Source organism: Micromonospora echinospora (genome assembly GCF_014203425.1).
GTDB lineage: Bacteria > Actinomycetota > Actinomycetes > Mycobacteriales > Micromonosporaceae > Micromonospora > Micromonospora echinospora_A.
Genome location: NZ_JACHJC010000001.1, coordinates 6,470,528 through 6,488,111 on the forward strand (window position 1 = coordinate 6,470,528; position 17,584 = coordinate 6,488,111).

Sequence of the window (17,584 nt, forward strand, 5' to 3'; positions counted from 1 at the left end):
CCGGCATTCCCACACCCACCCCACCCACACCCACCCTCCTCGCTCGCCCTCACCCGCCCCCACCCGCCCCCACCCGCCCTCAGCCCGGCGATCATGAACTTGGCGGCAATTCCTGTCGCTTTTGTCCAGGCCAACTTCATGATCAGCGGAGCAAGGCGGGCGGGGAGGGCGGGCGGCGGGGGGTGCGGGGGCGGGGCTCCTCCCCCAGGATGAGGAGCCCCGGCCCCGGGTCAGGCCGCGGGGGCGCGGACCGCTGCGGCGGTGGTCACCGTCGTCTCGGCCTTCACGCCGTTGACTGTCACCGCCAGCAGGATCTGCGCGCCGGGACGCAGCGCGGTCAGCCGGCCGGTGGCCGGGTCGAACCGGGCCACGTGCCAGGGCCGTACGCCCGCGGCACCCCCGATGTGCAGGTTCGGCGAGCCGGACCAGTCGGCGCTGACCGGCGCGGCCACCGGCACCTGCCGGCCGCTGGGCTGGGTGAGCGTGGCAGTGACGTCCACGGGCGAGCCCTGGCGCGCCTGCGCGGGCGCGGTCAGCGCGAGCCGGTCGACGTGGGCGTGCATCTCCGCGCCCACCCACCGCGGCCCTTCGGCCAGCGGGTCACGCCGGGCCCGCTCGGCCTCGCCGGGCGTCACCGGGTCCACCCCGAACTCGGTCCAGCCGGTGAACCCGCCGAGCGCGGCCGGGGTGGACGGGTCCTTGCCCGAGTTGCCGTTGATCACGTACGGCACGCCGTCCACCCGGTCGGCGTGGAACGTGCCGACGTGGCCGTTGACCATCAGCGCGCCCTTGCCGGTGCGGTGCTGGAAGTCGGCCAGCCACTGCTCGACCAGCGCCGCTTCCTTCCGGTCGCCGAGCTGGCTGGCCTTGGCCGGGCTCGGGTCGCGCGGCGGGTGGTGGAACAGCACCGCCACCGAGCCCACCGAGCGGTCGGCGGCGGCCTGGTCGAGCGTCCGGCGCAGCAGCTCCACCTGGTCGAACCCGCCGCCGCGCAGCGACCCGGTGGCGGTGCTCAGCGTGAGGAACCGGGTGCCCCGGTGGTCGAAGACGCGCGAGGTGTCCCCGAAGACGCTGCGGAAGTTGTCGATCGGCGCGCCCATGATCTCGTGGTTGCCCGGTACGTAGTGGTACGGCACCTCGCCGCCCAGTTCCTCGTCCAGGATGCGCTTGGCCAGCGCGAAGTCCGCCGGGTAGGCGGTGTCCACGAAGTCACCGTTGATGATCAGGAAGTCCGGCCGGGCGGCGCGGACCTCGCGCAGCGTACGGCGGGCCTGGGCGACCAGGTCGCTGTCCGGGTTCGCGGCGACGAACTGGGCGTCGGAGAGCACCGCGAAGCGCCAGGGCGCCCCGTCCACGGTGCCGTCGCGCACCACCACCCGGTCGGTGCGGTTCGGCTCCGGCGGCGCCTGCACGTCCGGCGGCACCCGGGCGACCAGGTCGTCGAGGACCACCTCGCTGCGGTACTGCTTGGCCGGGTCGGTCTCGGCCACGTAGAACCGGCGCACCCGCACCGGGTACTGCACGCCGGGCGGTACGGCGAACTCGACGTACTTCCAGCCGGTCCAGTCCAGGTACGGGCCGCGGAGCACGAACTGGGTGTCCTGCGCGTCGTGCAGGTGCAGGCTGGGCCACTCGCCGGTGCCGTTGGCCTTGATCCACATACCGAACGCCTGCGGCTGGCCGGGCACGTCGATCCAGGCCGGCGGGTCGGCGTACGCGGCCCGGGTGCCGGTGGACTGGCCGAAGTCGTACGACATCCGCAGCCCGGTGCCGGTGTGCCCCTCGGCCGGCGCGACCGCACCGGAGGCGCGGGCCTGGCTGAACTTCCACGACGCGGCGTCGTCGAAGCCGGCCACCGGCACGTCGGTGAGCCCGACAGTCACCGGCAGGACCGTGCTGTGGTTGCCGACCCGCGCGGTGACCAGCGCCGAGCCGGTCTCGCGGAGCGCCTCGACGGACAGGTTGCCGTCGGCGGTGGGGGTGACCGAGAGCAGGTCGCTGTCGTACTCCAGCTTCAGGTCGGCCGGCTCGATCGGCGCGGTGTTGCCCTCGGCGTCGTAGCCGACCACGCCGAACAGGCCGCTGTCGCCGGCCCGGTCCAGGCCGACCCGGTCGACGGTGCCGTCGATCCGCGCCAGCGGACCGAGCACTGTCAGCTCGATCGTGCCCCGGGCGCGTCCGCGCGCCGCGGTGACAGTGCTCCGGCCGGGGACGGCGGCCCGGAACACCCCGTCGCCGTCCACCCGTCCGTGGGTGGCGTGCCAGCGCGGCTCGCCGGCGGCCGGGCCGTACGTCTCGTCGTAACCGGCGGCGGTGAGCCGGCGGGTGAGGCCGGGAAAGACCCGGTCCGGTCGGCCGCCGCGCACCGGCGCCACGCCCGGCGCGGCGGTCGGGTCGCTGGCGGTCTCCAGCCAGTAGCCGGTGAGCCGGCCGCTGCCCTTCGGGGCGTAGACGGCGAGCCCGTTGGGCACCGGCCGCTCGCTGCCGTCGGACGGGCTGTTCTCCACCTGGACCGTGGCCGCGCCCGGCTCCCGGGCCAGCAGCGTGGACGAGCCGCCGCCGTCGAGGTTGAGCGCGTTCGCGGCGCCCAGCTCGGCCATCATGCGGCCCATCTCGGTCTGGGTGACGCCACGGCTGTCCACCTGCCGACCGTCCACCGTCAGCATGATCATCTTGCGTCCGTCGGCAGAGAAGCCGACAGCGGTACGCGGAGCCAGCGACTGGTCGGCGATGGCCTGCACCACGCCGTCGCGGACCAGCACGTTGCCGCCGCCCACCGCGGCGCGCAGGTCACCGCCGTCGGAGGTCCGCGGCCGCCAGGACACGTCCACCTCGTCGCCGGGACGCAGCGCGGCGAGCGCGTCGGCGCCGGCCTCGCGGCCGAGCAGCACGGTGCTGCCGGCCGGGATCGGACCCTCGCCCGCCGTGGCGGCCACGCTCGCCACCCGGCCGCCGGTCAGCGTCACCTCGACCGTCCGGGCCGCGCCCTCCACGGCCCGCTTGCGGGTGTACGAGCCCCAGAGCGGCGTGAAGACGCCCACGCCGTCGCGCTGCACCATGTTGTTGAACTGGGTGAGCGGCACCGGCCCGGTGGGCAGCGTCGCGGCGCCCTCGAAGCCGACCTCGACGACCCGGCCGATGCCCTGGGCGCTGACGCCCACCGCGTTGGGGTGCCCGGCGATCGGCGACTGCACCAGCTCGCCGGAGCGGATGCCGACGCCCTGGGCGGCGCCGGAGGCGTTGATGTCGAAGAAGTCGCCGTTCACCGCCGCTACCGCGCGGGACCGGTCCACCGCGGCGCGCAGCGGCTCGTCCCGCGTCACCTCGCCCGAGTTCACGTAGTCCACGGTCAGCCCACCGCTCAGATCCGCGGTGAGCGCATCGGCGCGCAGCCAGCCGGCCGCGTCGTACCTGTCGAAGGAGGTCAGGTTCAGGCCGGGCGCGACCGGCCGGGTGCTCTTGGCGGTCTCCAGGCCGCCGGCCGGCTCCACACCGGCCAGCGCGACGGCGGGGTCGGGACGGGACGAGGCGCGTGGCGCGTCCTCGGCGGCGGTGGCGGCCGGCGGCGCGACGGGCGACGGCCCGGCGGCCGTCGCGGCGGACGGCGTCGGCGCGGTGATGGTCAGCAACGGCGTCAGCAGCAGGACGCCGGCGAGGCGGGCGGGTCGACTGCGGGTTCGCATGGACGACAGTCAACCCGACGATGAACAGAAGTTTCAATACCTCTCGGCTGAACCGAAGGAAAACTTCACCGTGGGCGGTGCCGGGAACGCGACGAGGGGCACGGCCGCATTCGGCCGTGCCCCTCGTTCGCCGTCCGGCAGCTCACTCGCCCGGAGTGGACTTCGCGATCTGCATCAGGAACTCGATGTTGGTACGGGACTGCTTGAGCCGGTCCAGCAGGAGGTCGAGCGCCGCCTGCGAGTCCAGCGAGTGCAGCACCTTGCGGAGCTTGTGGATGATCGCCAGCTCCTCCGGCGCGAGCAGGACCTCCTCCTTGCGGGTGCCGGAGGGGTTGATGTCGATCGCCGGGAAGACCCGCTTGTCGGCGATCTTCCGGTCCAGCTTCAGCTCGGCGTTACCGGTGCCCTTGAACTCCTCGAAGATGACCGTGTCCGCCATGGACCCGGTCTCCACCAGCGCGGTGGCGAGAATGGTCAGCGAGCCGCCGTTCTCGATGTTGCGCGCCGCGCCGAGGAACCGCTTGGGCGGGTAGAGCGCGGTGGAGTCGATACCACCCGACATGATCCGGCCGCTGGCCGGCGCCGCCAGGTTGTACGACCGGCCGAGCCGGGTCACCGAGTCGAGCAGCACGACCACGTCGTGCCCCAGCTCGACCAGGCGCTTCGCCCGCTCGATCGCCAGCTCCGCCACCGTGGTGTGGTCCTGCGGCGGACGGTCGAACGTGGCCGCGATGACCTCGCCCTTCACCGAGCGCTGCATGTCGGTGACCTCTTCGGGCCGCTCGTCGACCAGCACCACCATCAGGTGGCACTCCGGGTTGTTGCGGGTGATCGCGTTCGCGATCGCCTGCAGCACCATCGTCTTACCGGCCTTCGGCGGCGACACGATGAGCGCCCGCTGGCCCTTGCCGATCGGCATGACCAGGTCGATCACCCGGGTGGTGAGGATGTGCGGCTCGGTCTCCAGCCGCAGGCGCTCCTGCGGGTAGAGCGGGGTGAGCTTGTAGAACTCCGGCCGGCGCTTCGCCTCGTCCGGCTCCATCCCGTTGATGGTGTCCAGCCGGACGAGCGGGTTGTACTTGTCGCGCCGCTGCTCGCCGTCCCGCGCGGCCCGCACGGCGCCGGTGATCGCGTCACCGCGGCGCAGGCCGTACTTCTTGATCTGGGACATCGAGACGTACACGTCGTTCGGGCCGGCCAGGTAGCCGGTGGTCCGGACGAAGGCGTAGTTGTCGAGCACGTCGATGATGCCGGCGACCGGGACGAGCACGTCGTCCTCGCCGACCTGCGGCTCGCGGCCGCCACCGCCACCGCTGTCGCCCTCGCCCCGCTCGCCACGGCCGCGACGGCGGTCCCGGAACCGGCTGCGCCGGCCCCGCCGGCCGCCGCCCTCGTCGTCGTCGCCGTCGTTGTCCCGCTCGGCGCGCTGACCCCGGTCGTTGCGGTCGTTGCGGTCGCCCCGATCGTTGCGGTCGTTGCGGTCGTTGCGGTCGTTGCGGTCGTTGCGCTCCGCACGCTCGCCCCGGTCGGCACGCTCGTTGCGGTCGCCACCGCGCTCGGCCCGGTCACCACGGTCGCCGCGCTCAGCCCGGTCACCACGGTCGTTGCGCTCGGCACGCTCGCCGCCGCGCTCGGTCCGCTCGGCACGCTCGCCGCCGCGCTCGGTCCGCTCGGCACGCTCGCCGCCGCGCTCGGTCCGCTCGGCACGCTCACGACCCCGGCCCTCGGCGCGCTCGCCGGTCTCGGCGGGAGCCTCCTCGGCGCGGGTCTCGGCCGGCCGCGCCTCGGCCGCCGGCGTCTCGGCCGGCCGGGCCTCGGTGGTCGCGGCGGCGGCCCGGCTGCGGCGGCCACGGGTACGACCCTCGGTCGCCTCGGCGGGCGCCTGCTCGGCGGGGCGCGCCTCGGCCCGCTCCTCACGGACCTCCGCGTGCACCTCCTCACGGGCGGGAGCAGCAGCCGCGGCCGCTACCTCGGCGCGCGGTCGAGGGGTCCCGGCGGCGGCGCCGCCCTGCTGCCGCTCGGTGATGGCACTGATCAGCTCGCCCTTGCGCATGCGGGCCGTACCAGAGATGCCGAGCGACGCGGCCAGGCTCTGCAGCTCCGGCAGCAGCATCGCCGACAGGCCGGTGCCGCTCCGGCGGCGACGCGTGGGGGCGGCGGTGGTGGCATCGCCAGCGACGTTGGAAACATCCGACGTCACGTCGGTGGTGTCGCTCAATGGATTCCTTCCCTCGATAGGCCGGAGCTGCCCGGAGTCGTGGAACCAGGTGGCCGGGCGGCCTCGGTGCACCCGCCTCGCATGGACGCGTCGCGGGAGTCTGTGACACAGCAGCCGGTGGTTTCCCGACTCACCACCATCGGTGAGCAGGTCTCGCCGCCTGCGGCGACCTGTGGAAACTGCGGTGCGGCGTGGGCCTTGGGCAGGGGTGACGGGCTGACCGCCGAGAGCTTCGGGGGTGCGCCGAACCGCAGGAAGATCGCATGCTTCGCGGCTGTGCTAGGTCTAGAGCGTAATCAACTCTTCCGACCTGCGGCAACAGGGCCCCGCTCGGCGTGTCAAAGTCTACCCCGGATGACCCGGGCACCGCTGACATCTATCGGCAACTCCCACCGGCGCCAATCTGTTCCCGCCTCGAATCCCACCGGGACCTGGGAAAGTGCCAGCACCGTCGGGCCCGCCCCACTGACCACAGCCGCCACACCCGACGCACGCAGCGCGCCGACCAGCGCCGCGGTGGCGGGCATCCCCGGCGCCCGCTGCTCCTGGTGCAGCCGGTCGACGGTGGCCGGCAGCAGCAGCGCCGGATCGGCCGTCAGCGCGTGCACCAGCAGGGCCGCCCGGCCCGCGTTGAGCGCCGCGTCCGCGTGCGGCACGGTGGCCGGCAGCGCGGCCCGGGCCACCGAGGTCAGGCCCCGCTCGGCGGGCACGAAGACGGTCGGGTGCACGGCCGGCGCCACCGGCAGCGAGACCGCCCGAGCGCCACCCGGCTCCGTCCAGGCGATCGTGAAGCCCCCGAGCAGGCAGGGCGCGACGTTGTCCGGGTGCCCTTCCAGTTCGGCGGCCAGCCGCAGCGCGGCGTCGTCGTCCATCCGCTGCTCGCCGTCGGCCACCAGCGCGCGGGCCGCCAGCACCCCGGCCACGATCGCGGCCGAGGACGAGCCGAGCCCGCGGGCCTGGGGGATGCGGTTCTCGCACTCCAACGCCAGGCCGGCCGGCTGCGCGCCGAGCGCGTCGAAGGTGGCCCGCATAGCGGTCACGATCAGGTGCCGCTCGTCCGCCGGCAGCTCACCGGCGCCCTCGCCGGTCACCGACACCTGCACGCCGCCGCCGGTCACCTCGGCCGTGACGTCGTCGTGGCGGCCGAGCGCCAGGCCGAGCGCGTCGAAGCCAGGGCCCAGGTTGGCGCTGGTCGCGGGCACCCGGACCTGGACCGGGCCGGGGATGAAGGTCGTCGGCACCGGCTCATGCTAGGGCGTCCGACCGACAAGCCGGCCGTACCGCCCGGAGCGTGAGACCGACGTGTCATCCCGCCCGGTCCGGCACCGGCGCGTCCACCGGGTCGGTGAGCGAGAGCCGCCGGGTCGCGAACCGCCAGCCGAGCGCGTAGACGACGGTGACCAGGCCGCAACCGGCCAGCACGGTGCGCTCGTCCACCCGGTCCACCACGAGCGCCACGACCAGCTGGCTCACCGCGATGGCGAGTGTGGCCAGCATCATGTCGGTGGCGAAGACCCGGCCGCGCAGCCGGTCCGGCACCTCGCCCTGCAGCGCGTAGTTGGACAGCACCCAGTTGCTGCCGCCGCCCAGGTGGGCCAGGAAGACCAGGACCAGCACCAACGGGAACCAGGACACCGCCGAGGCGCCCAGGTAGGCCAGGCCGTACAGCGACATGGACAGCGCCAGGCCGGTGAGCAGCCAGGCCCGGTTGCTCAGCACCCGGCGCATCAGGATCGGGCCGACCAGGGCCCCGGCGCCCCGGGCGGCGAAGAGCAGGCCCGCGCCGACCGCGCCGACGCCGTACACGCCGGCGAGCAGCGGGAAGACGGTCAGCACCCCGTTGCCCAGGCCGACCGCCGACTTCACGGTGACCAGCGCGAGCACACGCGGGCGCTGGACGATGTAGCGCAGCGCCTCCCGGATCGCCGCCCAGGTGCGCGGCACGGCCGCCGCCGGGTCGCGCGGCGCCTGCAACGGCCGGCGGATCGACGCGGCCAGGAAGAAGGCGGCGAGCAGGCCCGCGGCGGCCACCCAGAAGCTGACGTACGGGCCGGACGCGGCGCTCAGGATGCCGCCGAGCGAGGCGCCGACCACTGTCATCGTGCCCCAGGCCGAGCCGGCGACCGCGTTCGCCGCCGCCAGGTCCGCCGGGTCGACCACGTTCGGCAGCGCGGCCTGGGCGGCCGGCGAGTAGAATGCCTTCGCCACCGCCACCAGCGCGATCGCCGCCAGCGCCAGCCAGGCCGTCGCGGAGCTGCGCACACCGAGCAGCAGCAGGACACCGGCCAGGGCGGCGACGTTCGCCCCCATCATCACCTTGCGGCGGTCGAACCGGTCGGCCACGGTCCCGGCGTACGGCAGCAGCAACGCGGTGGTGCCGGTGTCCACGGCCAGCACCAGCGCGCCCCACACCCCGCTGCCGGTCAGTTCCGGCAGCAGCACCAGCAGTGGCACCATGACGAACCAGTCCGCGCCGAACACCACCAGCTCAGCGATGAACAAATGGCGGAAGTCGCGGTTGCGGACGAGGACGGAGAGGGTGGGCGACACGCGGGCACCCTATCGGGCCGCTCCCCCGCCGGCAGCTCGGCGCAGCAGGTCGGAGACCGTGACGAAGGTGTATCCCCGGGCCCGCAACCCGTCGATCATGTCGGGTAGGCCGCGGAGCGCGACAAGCCGCCGGTCGTCGCCCACGTCGTGCCCGAGCACGATCGTGCCGGGGCGCACGTCGGCCACGATCCGCCGGGCGTGCCCGGCCGGGTCGTGCGGGAACTCGCTCTCGACCATCTGCAGCGTCCAGAGCACCAGCCGGTAGTCCAGCCGGGCCGACGCGTACAGCACCGCCCCGCCCAGGTGCCCCCAGGGCGGGCGGAGCAGGCGCGGGGGCGATCCGGTGGCCGCCGCGATCGCGTCGTGGCTGCGGCGCAGGTCGTCGTAGACCGTCGCGGCGTCCATCCGGGCCAGGTCGCGGTGCGCCCAACTGTGGTTGCCGACCTCGTGGCCGTCCATCCGGCCCCGGACCAGCGGGGCGTGCCGGCGCGCCCGCTCACCGACCAGGAAGAAGGTGGCCGGCACCCGGTGCTCGGCCAGCGTGTCCAGCACCATCGGCGTCCACTGTGGGCGGGGGCCGTCGTCGAAGGTGAGCGCCACCAGGGGTTCGTCGGTGCGTACGCCCCAGAGGACCTGGACCCCGCCGCGACCGACGTCCTGGTGGCCGTTGCCGAGCGTGGCGCTGGCCGGCCCGCCCGCCAGCGGGAGCCGGCGGTCGGCCACCCAGGTGCTCTCGACGGTGGCGGCGGAGCCGACTGCGGCGCCGCCGAGCAGCAGCGCGGACCGGCGCAGCACGGTGCGCCGATTCCACCGGCCCGCGACCCCCATCGCGCCCCCGCACCCCACGTAGGAATCAGATCACCGAGCGTACCGCCGGACGGGGGTCCGGTGTGCCCCGTGCGCCGAGGTGTCGGGAGGGGCCACGCGGGCCCCTCCCGACCCCGTCACTCGGTGGGGGGAAGCGGGGAACGACGCGTCTTGGGCAGGCGGAGCACCTCGAACTGGTCCGTACCGTCGATCAGCGCGCCCGACGGGCGGGCCTGCGGCGGCGCGGCCCCGGCCCGCTCCTCGGCCCGCTCCTCGCCGCCGCCGACCGGCACCGGCACCGGATCGGCCGCCGGCTCCGGATCGACCGGCTCCGCGGCACCCCGGCGCCGGGCCCGGAACGAGCCCTTGGTGTGCTCCACCATCGTGTAGAGCGTCGGCACCAGCACCAGCGTCAGCAACGTCGAGCTGAGCAGGCCGCCGATCACCACGATCGCCAGCGGCTTGGAGATGAAGCCGCCCTCGCCGGTCAGCCCCAGCGCCATCGGCAGCAACGCGAAGATGGTGGCGACGGCTGTCATCAGGATCGGCCGGAGCCGGCGGCGACCACCCTCGACCACGGCCTCGGTCACGTCCATGCCCTGGGCCCGGTACTGGTTGATCAGGTCCAGCAGCACGATCGCGTTCGTCACCACGATGCCGACGAGCATGAGCACGCCGATCAGCGCCGGCACGCCCAGCGGCGTGCCGGTGACCAGCAGCAGCCCGATCGCCCCGGTCGCCGCGAACGGCACCGAGATCAGCAGGATCAGCGCCTGGGTCAGGCTGCGGAACGTGGCCACCATGATCAGGAAGACGATCGCGATGGCGGCCAGCACCGCGAGACCGAGGTCCGCGAACGCGTCCGCCTGGTCGGCGCTGACGCCGCCGATCTCGTACGTGGCGCCCGGCACGTCCAGCGCGTCCAGCCGCTTCTGCAGCTCCTGCGTGGTGGCGCCGAGGTTCGAGCCGGTCGCCGTACCGGTGACCGAGACGCTGCGCTCGCCGTCGATCCGGGTCACCTGCTGCGGGCCCTCGACCTGGTTGACGTCCGCGATCGCGTCCAGCGGCACCGCGCCGACCGGCAGCGCCCGCAGCTCCTCCACCGTCAGCGGCGGCCGGGCGCCGCTGCTCAGCACCACGGTCTGGGCCGTGCCGTCGAGCGTGACCTGGCCGAGCGGCGCACCCCGGTACGTCTGCGCGACGAGCTGCCCGACGGCCGCCTCGGTGAGCCCGGCGCGGGCCGCGGCCAGCCGGTCCACCGTCACTTCGACGCGCGGCACCTGGGTGGCCAGGCTGGTGGTCACGTCCTCCACGCCCGGCGTCTCGGCCATCGCGGCCCGTACCGCCTCGGCGGCCCGGGTCAGCGTCTCCTGGTCGGCGGCCTGCACCACCACCTCGACCTGGTTGGCGGAGGCGTTCTGCCCGCCGCCGAACGTCAACTCGCCGACCTCCGGGCCGAGCGCGTCGAACTCCTTGCGCAGGCCCTGGCGTACCGTCGCGGCGTCCGTGTCGTCGGAGAGCGACAGCGACCAGGTGGCCCGGTCGCTGCCGCCGCCGGCGAACGGATTGTCGCCACCACCGGCGCTGACCTGGTAGGTCTCCACCCCGCGGGTACGCCGCAGCACCTCCTCGATCCGCGCGGCGGCCCGGTCGGTGCCGGCGAGCGAGGTGCCGGCCGGCATGTCCTGCCGGATGGCGAGCGTGTCCTGGCCCGAGTCGTCCAGGAAGTTCGTCTCCAGCTTCTGCGCCAGCCCGAACGTGCCCAGCAGCACCAGCAGGCCCAGGCCGACGGTCGCCCACCGGGTCTTCCGGGAGCGGGTGGCGAAGTCGATCACCGGCAGGTACGCCCGCTGCAACGGGTTGCGCAGCTCCTTCTCCTCGGCGGCCCGCCGGGCGGCGGCGTCGTCAGCGCCGCCGCGCGGCCGCAGGAACCAGTACGCCAGCACCGGGATGACGGTCAGCGACACCAGCAGCGAGGCGAGCAGCGCCACCGTCACGGTGATCGCGAACGGGGCGAAGAGCTGCCCGACGAAGCCGCCCACCAGGGCGATCGGCGCGAACACGGCCACCGTGGTGAGCGTGGAGGCGGTCACCGCGCCGGCCACCTCGCGTACCGCGGTGAGGATGGCGTCCCGCTTCGGCTCGCCGTACTCCAGGTGCCGTTTGATGTTCTCCAGCACCACGATGGAGTCGTCCACCACCCGCCCGACCGCGATGGTCAGCGCGCCCAGGGTGAGCAGGTTCAGCGAGTAGTCGCCGGCCCAGAGCACGATCAGCGCGACCAGCACGGACAGCGGGATGGAGACCGCGGTGACCACCGTGGAGCGCACCGACAGCAGGAAGACCAGGATCACCACCACCGCCATGACCAGGCCCAACAGGCCCTCGGTGGTCAGGCTCTCGATGGACTTCTCGACGAACGGGGCCTGGTCGAAGACCACTGTCAGCTCGGCGTCCGCGGCGGCGCCCAGCTCGTCCAGCCGGTCCCGGATCTCGTGCGAGATCTCCACCGCGTTGCCGTCCGGAGCGGCGGTCACCGCGATGCCGAGGCTGGGCTTGCCGTTGGTACGGGTCAACGAGGTCGCCGGCGCGAGCTGCTGCTCCACCGCCGCGACGTCGCCGAGGCGTACCGGGGCGGCGGGCGCCGTGGTGAGCACGATGCCGCGCAGGTCGTCGAGCGTACGGATCGGCGTGCCCACCTGCACCGGCAGCGACCGGTCACCGTCGGCGAGCGCGCCCGCCGGCACCGCCACGCCGTTGCTCTTGAGCGCCGACGCGATGGCTGTCGGCGCCACCCTGGCGGCGGCGAGCTTCGCCGCGTCGGGGGTGATCGTCACGACCTGGTTCCGGGCGCCGGTGACGTCCACCGAGCGGACGCCGTCCAGCGCCTCCAGCTCCGGCACGACGGCGGTGCGCAGCTTCTCCGCCAGCGCCCGCTCGTCACCGTCACCGGTCGCGGCGACCACCACGGCGGGCAGATCGTCGGTGCTGCCGGCGATCACCTGCGGATCGACGCCCTCGGGGAGCTGGGCGTCGATCCGGTTGAGCGCCGTCTCCATCTTGTTCACGACGTCGTCCAGGTCGGTGCCGAACTCGTACTGCACCTGGACCGTGGCCGAGCCCTCGCGCGAGGTCGAGGTGACCTTGTCCAGGCCCGGGATGCCCTTGAGGCTGTTCTCGATCGGCTCGGCGACCTGGGACTCGACGATCTCCGGCGCGGCGCCCGGGTACGTCGCCACGATGAACGCGGCGGGAAACTCCAGCGACGGCAGGAGCTGCTGCTTCAGCGACGGCACGGCGAACAGGCCGAACGCCGTCGTCACCAACGCGACGAGGGCGATCAGGCCCCGGTTGGCGAGACTGAATCTGGCGAGCAGCGACATCGGCGTTATTCACTCCTGAAGAGGGGTTTGCGGGGCCCTGAGTCTGCCGCACGCCCCGACACTCCCGGCATCCGCCCCAGCCGATGACATTGCCGCCCTCGGGGGTCGCCCGTGCCCGCCTTGATCGAATCCACCTCGCCGGGGTGGCTGCATCCCACCCGCTCCGACCTCGCCACCACCCCGAAGTGGAGTGGATCAAGGTTCGACCCGGAAGCGCGGACACGCGAGGCGGGCGGGGATGCCCTCGGGCCGACCCAGCCCCACCCGGCCCTCAGGTGGTGGCCACCCCGCCCCACCTCAACCGGCCCGCCGGGCACTCGGCCCTCGGCCACCACCCCCACCCTTGATCCACTCCACCTCGCCGAAGTGGCTGCATCCCACCCGCTCCGATCCCACCACCACCCCGAAGTGGAGTGGATCAAGCTCGGGGATGCCACCACCTCCCCGAGCTGGTGTCGGGAGAGCACGCCTGCCAGGGCGAGGGGCGCCATGCGCTGTTGCATGCCGGTTTTGGAAGCACGGGAGCGAGGCGAAGTGCGGGCGCGGGAGGCGGGTCGGATGCCACAGTCGGGTCGGCCCGCCACCACTCGGCACCTGATGCGGCGGCACGGCCACCCCACCCACCTCGATCGGCCCGCCCGCCCGAGCACATCACTTCCGGCCACGAGCCCACCCTTGATCGACTCCACCCCGCCGAAGTGGCTGCATCCCACCCACGCCGATGCCACCACCTCCCCGAAGTGGAGAGGATCAAGGAAGGGGATACCACCACCACCCCGAAGTGGAGAGGATCAAGGAAGGGGGTACCACCACCTCCCGGAACTGGTGTCGATCAAGCGCGGAGGATGCCGCCACGTGCCCCGAAGTGGCGTGGATCAGGAAGGAGGAAGCCGCCACGTGCGCCGAAGAGGCGTGGATCAGGGAGGTGGGATGCCGCCACCTCCCCGAAGTGGCGGCGATCAGGGCGGAGAAGGCCCTCGAAGTGAGGTCCGGGAGGGATGCGCGGAGCCCTCGTGAGGTCCAGCAGAGTGTGCGTCGGCAAAGGGCCCCGGAAGGTGTGAATCGGGCCGGGGAAGCCGCCGGGACGGAGAGATCAGGCCAGGTCGAGGGAACGCGCGGCGGCCAGCGCGTCGTTGGCGATGGTCACCGGCGCGGGCGCGGTCGAGATGGCCCACTCCGGGTCCTTCAGACCGTGCCCGGTGACCGTGCACACCACCCGCGAACCGGCCGGCACCTTGCCGGCGGCAGCCTGCTGGAGCAGGCCGGCGATGCTCGCCGCGCTGCCCAGCTCCACGAAGACGCCCACCTCGCGGGCCAGCAGACGGTACGCCGAAAGGATCTCCCGGTCGGTGACCGCGGAGATCAGTCCGCCGGAGGCGTCCCGCGCGTCGATGGCCTTCGTCCAGCTCGCCGGGTTGCCGATCCGGATGGCGGTGGCGATCGTCGACGGCTCCGGCACCACCTGGCCGGTGACGATGGGGGCCGCGCCGGCGGCCTGGAAGCCGTACATCCGGGGGGCCTTCGTGGCGTTGCCGTCGCGCAGGTCCTCGGAGTAGCCCATCCAGTACGCGGTGATGTTGCCGGCGTTGCCGACCGGCAGGCAGTGAATGTCTGGCGCGTCGCCGAGCGCCTCGACGATCTCGAAGGCGGCGGTCTTCTGCCCGTGCAGCCGGTCGATGTTGACGGAGTTGACCAGCGCGACCGGGTAGTCCTGGGCGAGCTTGCCGGCCAGCCCGAGGCAGTCGTCGAAGTTGCCCTGCACCTGGAGCAGCTTCGCGCCGTGCACGAGCGCCTGAGCCAGCTTGCCCAGCGCGATCTTGCCCTGCGGCACCAGCACCGCGCAGGTGATCCCGGCGCGGGCCGCGTACGCGGCGGCGGAGGCGCTGGTGTTGCCGGTGGACGCGCAGATGATCGCCTTGTCACCGGCCTCGACGGCCTTGGAGACGGCGACCGTCATGCCCCGGTCCTTGAACGAGCCGGTCGGGTTGGCTCCCTCGACCTTGAGCCAGACGTCCGCGCCGACCCGGGCGGAGAGCACCGGCGCCGGCAGCAGCGGCGTGTTGCCCTCGTGCAGGGTGACGACGGGAGTCGCGTCGGTGACCGGCAGCCGGTCCCGGTACGCCTCGATCAGTCCCCGCCACATGTCGCGCTCCTCGCCTCTGTCGCCCCGCTCCGGGGCCTGCCAACAGCGTGGACCAGCCTGCCCGGCCGGCCACCGGCACACCCTGCCTTAACCATCAGGCGGGACGCCCGGGTTACGCGCCGCCCTCCACCCGCAGCACGCTCGTCACCGAGCGGACGATGTCCAGTCCGCGCAGCTCCCGGACGGTGGCCGCGAGCGCAGCGTCGGGCGCGACGTGGGTGACGATAACCAGTTCCGCGTCGCCGCCGGCCGGGCCCTGCCGGACCGTGGCGATGGACACCTCGTGCCGGGCGAAGACACCCGCCACCCCGGCCAGCACGCCCGGGCGGTCGGTCACGTCGAGGCTGATGTGGTAGCGGGTGAGCGCCTCGCCCATCGGCCGCACCGGCAGGTCGGCGTACGCCGACTCGCTCGCCGCGCGTACCCCGGCGAGGCGGTTGCGGGCCACCGCCACCACGTCGCCGAGCACCGCGCTGGCGGTCGGCGCGCCACCGGCGCCCCGGCCGTAGAACATGAGCTGCCCGGCCGCGTCGGCCTCGACGAACACCGCGTTGAACGCGTCGCCCACGCTGGCGAGCGGGTGCGTCAGCGGGATCATCGCCGGGTGCACCCGGACGTTCACCGTCTCCCGGCCGCCCGGGTCGACGCCCCGGGCGGCGATGCAGAGCAGCTTGATCGTGCAGCCCATGGCCTTGGCGCTGGCCACGTCGGCGGCGGTCACCTCGGTGATGCCCTCGCGGTGCACGTCGGCGGCGGTCACCCGGGTGTGGAACGCCAGCGAGGCGAGGATGGCGGCCTTGGCGGCGGCGTCGAAGCCCTCCACGTCGGCCGTCGGGTCGGCCTCCGCGTACCCCAGCTCGGTGGCCTCCTCCAGCGCCTCGGCGAAGCCGGCACCGGTGGCGTCCATGGCGGAGAGGATGAAGTTGGTGGTGCCGTTCACGATGCCGGTGACCCGGGTGATCCGGTCGCCGTGCAGCGACTCGCGCAGGGGGCGCAGCAGCGGGATCGCCCCGGCGACGCTCGCCTCGTAGTAGAGGTCGGCGCCACCCTCGGCGGCGGCGTCGTGCAGCGTCGCGCCGTCCTCGGCGAGCAGCGCCTTGTTGGCGGTGACCACGCTCTTGCCCGCGCGCAGCGCCTCGACCAGCCACCCGCGGGCCGGGTCGATGCCGCCGACAACCTCGACCACCACGTCCACGTCGTCGCGTTTGACAAGCCCGAGCGCGTCGGTGGTGAACAGGGCCGGGTCGACCGGCAGGTCACCGCGGTCACGGCCGAGCCGGCGTACGGCGATCCCGGCGATCTCCAGCGGGGCGCCGATCCGGGCGGCGAGGTCGGCCGACTGCTCGTGCAGCAGCCGGACCACGTCGCTACCGACCGTGCCACAGCCGAGCAGCGCCAAGCGAACCGGTGAGGTCATCCCACATCCAATGCCAGCAGGTCGTCTTCGGTCTCCCGGCGGACGATCAGCCGCGCCCGACCGTCACGGACGGCGACGACCGGGGGCCGCGGGACATGGTTGTAGTTGCTGGCCATGCTCCGGCAGTACGCCCCGGTGCCGGGCACCGCAACAAGATCTCCGGGCTGCACGTCGGCGGGCAGGAATTCATCCTTCACCACGATGTCCCCGGACTCACAATGCTTTCCCACCACGCGGGCGAGCATCGGCTGCGCGGACGACGTGCGATTCGCCATCGTCGCCGAGTACGAGGCGTCGTAGAGCGCGGTACGGATGTTGTCGCTCATCCCGCCGTCCACGCTCACGTACGTGCGCAGGCCGTCCACGTCCTTGACGGTTCCGACCCCGTAGAGCGTGAACACGGCCGGGCCGACGATCGCCCGGCCCGGCTCGACCGACAGATGCGGCACGGCCAGGTTCTCCGCCGCGCACTCCCCGTCGACGATCTTGCGCAGCCGCTTCGCCAGCTCGTGCGGCGACGCCGGGTCGTCCTGGGTGGTGTACGCGATGCCGAAGCCGCCGCCCAGGTCCAGCTCGGGCAGCTCCACGCCCCGGGCGTCGCGGATCTGCGACTGCAGGGCGAGCACCCGGCGGGCGGAGACCTCGAAGCCGCTGGCGTCGAAGATCTGCGAGCCGATGTGCGAGTGCAGGCCGCGCAGCTCCAGCACGTCCTCGTCGAGGATCTTGAACGCGGCCGCGGCGGCGGCCCCGCCCGCGAGCGAAAAGCCGAACTTCTGGTCCTCGTGCGCGGTGGCGATGAACTCGTGGGTGTGTGCCTCCACGCCCACGGTGACCCGGACCAGCACCTTCGGGCGTACCCCGCGCTCGCGGGCCAGCTCGGAGAGCCGGTCGATCTCGGTGAACGAGTCGACGATGATCCGGCCCACCCCGGCGTCGACCGCCCGGGTCAGCTCCGCCACCGACTTGTTGTTGCCGTGGAAGCCCATCCGCTCCGGCGGCATCCCGGCCGACAACGCCGTGGCCAGCTCGCCGCCCGTGCAGACGTCGAGGAACAGGCCCTCCTCGGCGATCATCCGGACCACCGCGCGGCAGAGGAACGCCTTGCCGGCGTAGTAGACGTCCGCGTCCGGGAAGGCCGCGCGGAACTCGCGGCAGCGCTCGCGCAGGTCGTCCTCGTCCAGCACGTACGCCGGGGTGCCGTACTCGGCGGCCAGGTCGCGGACGTCCAGGCCCGCGACGGTGAGCGCGCCGGCCGGGCCGCGCGCGACGTTGCGCGGCCACAGCTGCGGCACCAGGGCGTTGACGTCGACCGGGGGACGCAGCCAGGCCGGCCCCCGGCTGCCGATCTCGCCGTGCAGCGCTCCTGCCTCGTGTGCCCGCATG

At 73.5% G+C, this 17,584-nt stretch carries 9 protein-coding genes; all 9 read right to left on the reverse strand.

The features are described 5' to 3' along the window. Positions 1–230: 230 nt before the first annotated feature. Positions 231–3,683, reverse strand: coding sequence for a phosphodiester glycosidase family protein (locus FHU28_RS29120; RefSeq protein ID WP_184688063.1), 3,453 nt, complete (start codon positions 3,681–3,683; stop codon positions 231–233). Between the two features lie 142 nt (positions 3,684–3,825). Beyond that, positions 3,826–5,901: a transcription termination factor Rho gene (gene rho / locus FHU28_RS29125; protein WP_184688065.1), complete on the reverse strand. Its 2,076-nt coding sequence runs from the start codon at positions 5,899–5,901 to the stop codon at positions 3,826–3,828. A gap of 338 nt (positions 5,902–6,239) precedes the next feature. Beyond that, on the reverse strand, positions 6,240–7,142 hold the full coding sequence (gene thrB, locus FHU28_RS29130; protein WP_184688068.1) for a homoserine kinase: 903 nt from the start codon (positions 7,140–7,142) through the stop codon (positions 6,240–6,242). A gap of 64 nt (positions 7,143–7,206) precedes the next feature. Next, positions 7,207–8,451 (reverse strand): MFS transporter, encoded by a 1,245-nt coding sequence (locus FHU28_RS29135; RefSeq protein ID WP_184688070.1) that lies wholly within the window; start codon positions 8,449–8,451, stop codon positions 7,207–7,209. Between the two features lie 9 nt (positions 8,452–8,460). Continuing rightward, entirely contained in the window at positions 8,461–9,279 is an 819-nt protein-coding gene (locus FHU28_RS29140; protein ID WP_184688072.1) for a polysaccharide deacetylase family protein, read from the reverse strand. A 116-nt stretch (positions 9,280–9,395) separates the two neighbouring features. Then, complete coding sequence (locus FHU28_RS29145) at positions 9,396–12,641, reverse strand: efflux RND transporter permease subunit (protein WP_184688074.1); 3,246 nt, start codon at positions 12,639–12,641, stop codon at positions 9,396–9,398. A gap of 1,093 nt (positions 12,642–13,734) precedes the next feature. Next, positions 13,735–14,784, reverse strand: coding sequence for a threonine synthase (thrC, locus tag FHU28_RS29150; RefSeq protein ID WP_184688076.1), 1,050 nt, complete (start codon positions 14,782–14,784; stop codon positions 13,735–13,737). Positions 14,785–14,896: 112 nt separating this feature from the next. After that, a complete protein-coding gene (locus tag FHU28_RS29155; RefSeq protein WP_184688078.1) occupies positions 14,897–16,201 on the reverse strand; it encodes a homoserine dehydrogenase in 1,305 nt (434 codons plus the stop codon). Further along, positions 16,198–17,583, reverse strand: a complete 1,386-nt coding sequence (gene lysA, locus FHU28_RS29160) for a diaminopimelate decarboxylase (RefSeq protein ID WP_184688080.1) — start codon at positions 17,581–17,583, stop codon at positions 16,198–16,200. The genes FHU28_RS29155 and lysA overlap by 4 nt, the downstream gene beginning before the upstream one ends. Position 17,584 lies beyond the last annotated feature (1 nt).